The organism is Acinetobacter sp. YH16052 (assembly GCF_013417155.1).
Classification (GTDB): domain Bacteria; phylum Pseudomonadota; class Gammaproteobacteria; order Pseudomonadales; family Moraxellaceae; genus Acinetobacter.
The window spans coordinates 1-5,435 of record NZ_VPEO01000054.1 but is presented as its reverse complement, the minus strand read 5'-3'; the positions used below and the strand labels follow the sequence as shown (position 1 = coordinate 5,435).

Genomic DNA, 5,435 nt, shown 5'->3' with positions numbered 1-5,435 from the left:
TTGATTATATCGAGATGTTTTACAATCGAATCAGGCGTCATTCGCATCTCGATGGGATGAGTCCAGAAGCCTTTGAGGCAGCTTCAAAATGAGGCCGTCTCGTGTCTAGGATACTGGGAGCAGTCCAGTCAATCATGAATTCCAAACTCTCTAAAGCATTAGGTTTAGGATTATTCACAAGTGTGATCAGCGTAGCTGCATTTGCTGAGCCACCGGTTCAACCAGGTGAAACACTTGAAAGCTTGTCTAAAGCTAAAATTAGTACCAAGGTGAATGGTCAGGAAGCCTCTTTGGAAAGCTTGGTGAACTCTGGTCAGATTCGTCTGGTCGATCCGCGTGCAGCAGCACCGCAACCAGCCATGCCAAACACACAGGCACCAATGCCCAATGATCCAGCAATGACTCAGGCACCAAATTCAGGTACTGTTTCTCCTCAACCACCTGTCACAGAACCAGGTATGAATGAAGCAGAGGTGTCGGCCAATCTGGTTGAACCAGCCACTGAATCAGAAGTAGAAGCCAGCACGTCTATGACGACGCCTCAACAACAACCAACACTGGAAGAACAACAAGCAGCTGTACCAGCAATGTCTGAAGAGCAACAGCAAGCAGCTATTGCTTCAGAACAACCGATGCCTGAAGCACAGCAACAAGCGGCTGTGACTGAAGCAGATGTGAGCAATGAACAAACTGAAATTGCAGCTCAATCTGATGCAGAGCCAGTACTGATGGAAGAACCTTTGAATGCTGCACCTGAAGTGCCGGCTGCGGTAGAACTCGAACAATAATCTGAAACTCATTTATTTATTGTTTCTCTCATAAAAAAACCAGAGTGTGCCTCTGGTTTTTTTTATGCTTTTTATTTTATTTACATCTGAATCTGGGTGCCCAGCTCGACCACACGGTTGGGTGGAATTTGATAGAAATCACTGACCGGACTGGTATTGCGCTGCATAGAAATAAACAGCTTTTCCCGCCACGGTGCCATGCCCTCACCCACAGTATGCATAATCCGTTCACGTGAAATAAAGAAACTGATCTGCATCAGGTCATATTCAAAATCCCATTGCTCATAGGCCTGTTGTAAAGCTTCCGGAATATTCGGCTGATCCTTAAAACCATAATAGATAAACACCCGGTAAAAATGCTCACTCAGTTTTTCCAGTTCAATCCGGTCCTGCCTGTCAACAAAAGGAATATCCCGGGTAATCACCGTCAACATGATATTGCGTTCATGCAAGACCTTATTGTGCTTAATATTATGCAACATGGCATGCGGAACAATATTTGGTGTACCGGTCAGGAAAATGGCATCGCCTGGCACAAACTTGGTGCCTTCCCCCATCGAAATACTTTTAATAAACAGATCAATCGGCAAGGCATCCTGTTCCAGCCGGTTCAGTACCAACGCACGCCCGTCTTTCCAGGTCATGAGAATCGTAAACAGTACCGCACCAATCAGAATTGGCACCCAGCCACCCGAAGCGATTTTCAAGGACGTTGAGGCCACAAAGACTAAATCCAGTGCCAGGAATGGTACAGCAAATAACGCTACTTTCCAGACCGGCCAACGCCAGAAGCCATAGGCCAGAATCGAGATCAAAATGGTGCCGCAGAGCATGGTCATGGTCACCGCAACGCCATAAGCACTGGCCAGATTGGCACTATTTTCAAACAGTAAAATCAGGATCAGCACCGAGATAAACAACATCCAGTTAATGAAAGGCAGATAAATCTGGCCACGCTCCAATGCAGAGGTATGCTTGACTGACAGGCGCGGTAAATAACGCAATTGAATGGCTTGATTGACCATAGAAAATACCCCAGTAATGACCGCCTGTGAGGCAATCACCGCCGCTGCAGTCGCCAGTCCAATCATCGGAAATAAGGCCCAGTCGGGCAGCAGCATATAGAAAGGATTCGCCAGTGCTTCAGGACTACGCAGTAACAAGGCGCCTTGCCCGGCATAATTCAGCAATAAACATGGCAAGACAATAATGAACCAGGCCAGACGAATCGGCAGACGGCCAAAATGCCCCATATCGGCATAAATCGCTTCACCCCCAGTCATGGTCAGAATCACCGCCCCCATGGTCAGAAAAGCCACATAGGGCTGATCGACCACAAAATGATAGGCCCAGTAGGGATTCACCATCCAGAGTACAAACGGGGTCTGGATGATGCTCCACAAACCAAAACCGCCAATCGACAAAAACCAGAGCATAGTTAAAGGTCCAAAAAACTTGCCCATCGTGGCTGTGCCGTGTCGCTGAACCATAAACAGCCCGGCCAAAATCCCGATGGATAAAGGCACCAGCCACTGATTGAAAATGGGTGTGGCAATACTCAGGCCTTCAATGGCTGAGAGCACGGAGATTGCCGGGGTAATAATCCCGTCACCGAAAAATAACGATGCGCCGACAAAGCCCAAAGCAATCAGGAATATTTTCTTTTGATCAGAGATTCGTGTGGTACGCAGGTTTAATGCCAACAGTGACATGATCCCGCCTTCGCCGTTGTTATCAGCACGCATGATTACCATGACATATTTAAAGCTGATGGTAAGCATCATGCACCAGAAAATCAGGGACAGGATACCGAGTACAGAAGCTTCGCTAATGGCGAGATGTGCGGTGAGGAAGCATTGGCGCAGTGCATAGAGCGGACTGGTACCAATATCTCCGAAAACCACCCCAAGCGCAGCCAGTGTAATCACCGGGAGAGCTGCCTTTTGTGCAGTGCTTTGCATATATTGTCTTCGTTTTTAACAAGCATTTTTGCGAATCATAGCACCGCATTAAAAGTTTTTCCGCAAATCAATTGTTTCAGCTTGGCACAGCTGGTTTTTTTCGCTATTATCCTCGGCCTATGGTGAGGTGTCCGAGTGGCTGAAGGAGCACGCCTGGAAAGTGTGTAAACGTTTATAGCGTTTCGAGGGTTCGAATCCCTCTCTCACCGCCAAATTCGATGTTTACGGTAGTCCGCCGTAGTGTAAAAGACTTGATTCTAAAGGGATTGAGTCTTTTTTTATACCCGATACACTACGATGGATAACGGTAGTATACCGACAACTTTGTCGGTATATTTGTCGGTATAAATTCCAATCAGCTATTTTTCAACCTCCCCTGCTAAAAAAATGCTGATTTATACCGACAACCAGGAGAAATCAGTATGGCAAAACAGTCTAATAAGCTGACTGCTAAACAGGTTAAAAATCTTAGCTTTGATGTGGCAGGCGCAAAGAAGCAGAGACACCCGGATGGCGGTGGTCTGTATTTATTGATTGATAAAACCGAAGCTAAGTATTGGCGCATAGATTACCGCCGACCGGTAACACAAAAATATAACACCTTGGCAATTGGCACCTACCCAACGGTCAGCCTTGAGCAGGCAAGGTCCAAACGTGATGAATTTAAGAAGATGCTGTCAGATGGTATCGATCCAGCCGAGCAGCGCAATAATAAAAAACGCGAACAGCTTGAAACCCTAGAGAACACTTTTAGTAAATTTGCTACGGAATGGTTAGAGATTCGCAGGCATGAAGGAAAGGTGGACCGTGAAACAATACGCAAACTTGATAAAGACATACTCCCCTTTATTGGTAAGTTGCCAGTAGCACAACTGACCACTGAGCAACTGGAGCGTGATGTGACCGATGCACTTGTTGAACGTGGTGCGCTTGAATCGGCTAGACGTGTGAAGTCAATTATAAACATGGTGCTTAAACTTCCATTAAAGCGCCGAATCATTACTTATAACCCTGCTCCCGACATTAGCCTACCTCAGCCAACTAAGGGCAATCATAATGCTGTGACGGATGAGAGAGAGTTAGCCGATCTACTTCGTAAAACATGGCGTTTAACCAAAGACTTTCCACGTACACGGATACGAACTGAGTTAGCAATAAAGTTATCAGCATATATTTATCAGCGCCCAGGGGAAGTCAGAACCTTACTATGGGAATCGGTAGATTTTGAAAACAGATGCTTGTCGTTTGCTGCAAGTAAAACGCATCAAGACCACATAGTGCCATTATCAATTCAGGCTTATGACATTCTCAAAGAACTTGAGGAGCTGCGGACAACTTCAAAATATGTATTTCCAAGCGTCAAAACTTCATCTGAGTGCATGAGTGACGGCACTCTAACCCAAGTATTAAAACGAGTAGGTTTTAAAGGACAGCACACAGTACATGGATTCAGAGCAACGGCGAGAACGCTGCTCGATGAAGAAATTGAATACAGAACCGACATTGTGGAACACCAGCTTGCACACAAGGTTAAAGACCCAAACGGTACAGCTTATAACCGAACCAAGTTTTTGCGCCGTCGACGCGAAATGATGCAGCTATGGGCTGATTATTTAGACACACTTCGTCAAGGCGGGGATGTATCAAGGTTTAAGCCAAATGATGATGGTGAAAATTTGATTCAATTTAAGCAGAGCATCAAAACTGCATGATTATCAAGATTATAGAATTACTAGGTATAGGAAGCATCTAACAAGCAAGTACCCAACTTGTTTACCTAGTTACTTTTTTGGGTGTGTCGTGGGAGGCATAAATAACAATGAGTGATATTAAACACCTAACTCCTTTTTATTCTCTTAAAGAAGCTGTTGAACACCTTAATGAAAAATATAAAAAGTATTTGTTTACTGATAGTGCGTTATTGAAGCAATTGTTAGCTTATAAAATCCCCACTCATGTTTATAGCTTTGGTTTGACTACCTTTGGCAGTGAGTTCATTTTTAAAAATGATTTTCTACCAAGAAAGGAAACACCAGAATGGCTAGATAAAAAAGATAGCATTGTTGCTGATTTAGGTGAATTTTTAAGAGTAGAAGGAAGTAAAACTGGTCTATTTTTAGAATTAAGACATCAAGATTTAGTACAAATTTATATGCAAAAACGGGTAATAACACATTCATTTAAAGATGTTATTCCATTTGAATATATAAGTAATGCAACCAATTTAAGGGAAGTTATAGATGAGATATGGAAAGTTACTATTAACTATGTAAATGAAAAATCACACCAAAATTTAAAAGAACAAGTCGATGATACGAAAGAACTATTTGATAATTTTATTTCGGTAGAGGAAATTCTCAACACTAAAAATATGCAGGACTTTTTATATAAGGAACAATATTTAGATGTAAAACCACAGATAATAGAAGTTGATAAAAATATTGGTCATCTAAAAGATTTCTGTTTTTTTAAAATTATTCCTGAAGATGTATTTATATTAAGCAAAAACTTAGCACTTCTTGAAAAGTATTTAACTGGAGAAGAAGTATATGTACAAAGGGCTTTGTTGCACAAACCTATCTGTAAAGGCTTTTTCAGCGATATAATTTTCAAATGAAGAAGCCTACACAGAAAATCTACCGCACAACCAATTGGCCCGCATATAACCGAGCACTCATGAGTCGCG

Annotated in this window: 5 protein-coding genes and 1 tRNA gene; 5 read left to right on the top strand and 1 reads right to left on the bottom strand. The window is 43.2% G+C overall.

Annotated elements, in window-relative coordinates; genetic code table 11:
- The first annotated feature begins 8 nt into the window (after positions 1–8).
- Together FTV42_RS15360 and FTV42_RS15355 are read left to right on the top strand one after the other, a co-directional pair.
- Complete coding sequence (locus FTV42_RS15360) at positions 9–92, top strand: hypothetical protein (RefSeq protein ID WP_370984813.1); 84 nt, start codon at positions 9–11, stop codon at positions 90–92.
- 42 nt (positions 93–134) lie between these two features.
- Positions 135–788, top strand: a complete 654-nt coding sequence (locus FTV42_RS15355) for a hypothetical protein (protein ID WP_180039162.1) — start codon at positions 135–137, stop codon at positions 786–788.
- Between the two features lie 80 nt (positions 789–868).
- On the opposite strand, the gene FTV42_RS15350 is transcribed toward FTV42_RS15355, so the two are convergent.
- Positions 869–2,749 carry a potassium transporter Kup gene (locus tag FTV42_RS15350; protein ID WP_005105382.1) on the bottom strand — a complete coding sequence of 627 codons (1,881 nt, stop codon included), beginning with the start codon at positions 2,747–2,749 and terminating at the stop codon, positions 869–871.
- A 121-nt stretch (positions 2,750–2,870) separates the two neighbouring features.
- On the opposite strand from FTV42_RS15350, the gene FTV42_RS15345 reads away from it, so the two are divergent.
- The 3 genes from FTV42_RS15345 (at position 2,871) to FTV42_RS15335 (ending at position 5,366) form a co-directional block, all read left to right on the top strand.
- Positions 2,871–2,961 (top strand) — tRNA-Ser (locus FTV42_RS15345).
- A 210-nt stretch (positions 2,962–3,171) separates the two neighbouring features.
- Complete coding sequence (locus tag FTV42_RS15340; protein ID WP_180039161.1) at positions 3,172–4,461, top strand: integrase arm-type DNA-binding domain-containing protein; 1,290 nt, start codon at positions 3,172–3,174, stop codon at positions 4,459–4,461.
- Between the two features lie 107 nt (positions 4,462–4,568).
- The gene (locus tag FTV42_RS15335) at positions 4,569–5,366 is read left to right on the top strand and encodes a hypothetical protein (RefSeq protein ID WP_180039160.1); all 798 of its coding nucleotides are present in this window, start codon (positions 4,569–4,571) and stop codon (positions 5,364–5,366) included.
- Positions 5,367–5,435 lie beyond the last annotated feature (69 nt).

What these genes read in the sequence shown, in the direction of transcription:
- FTV42_RS15335 (WP_180039160.1), top strand. Translation starts at nt 4,569, where the DNA reads ATGAGTGATATTAAACACCTAACTCCTTTTTATTCTCTTAAAGAAGCT.
- FTV42_RS15340 (WP_180039161.1), top strand. Translation starts at nt 3,172, where the DNA reads ATGGCAAAACAGTCTAATAAGCTGACTGCTAAACAGGTTAAAAATCTT.
- FTV42_RS15350 (WP_005105382.1), bottom strand. Translation starts at nt 2,749, where the DNA reads ATGCAAAGCACTGCACAAAAGGCAGCTCTCCCGGTGATTACACTGGCT.
- FTV42_RS15355 (WP_180039162.1), top strand. Translation starts at nt 135, where the DNA reads ATGAATTCCAAACTCTCTAAAGCATTAGGTTTAGGATTATTCACAAGT.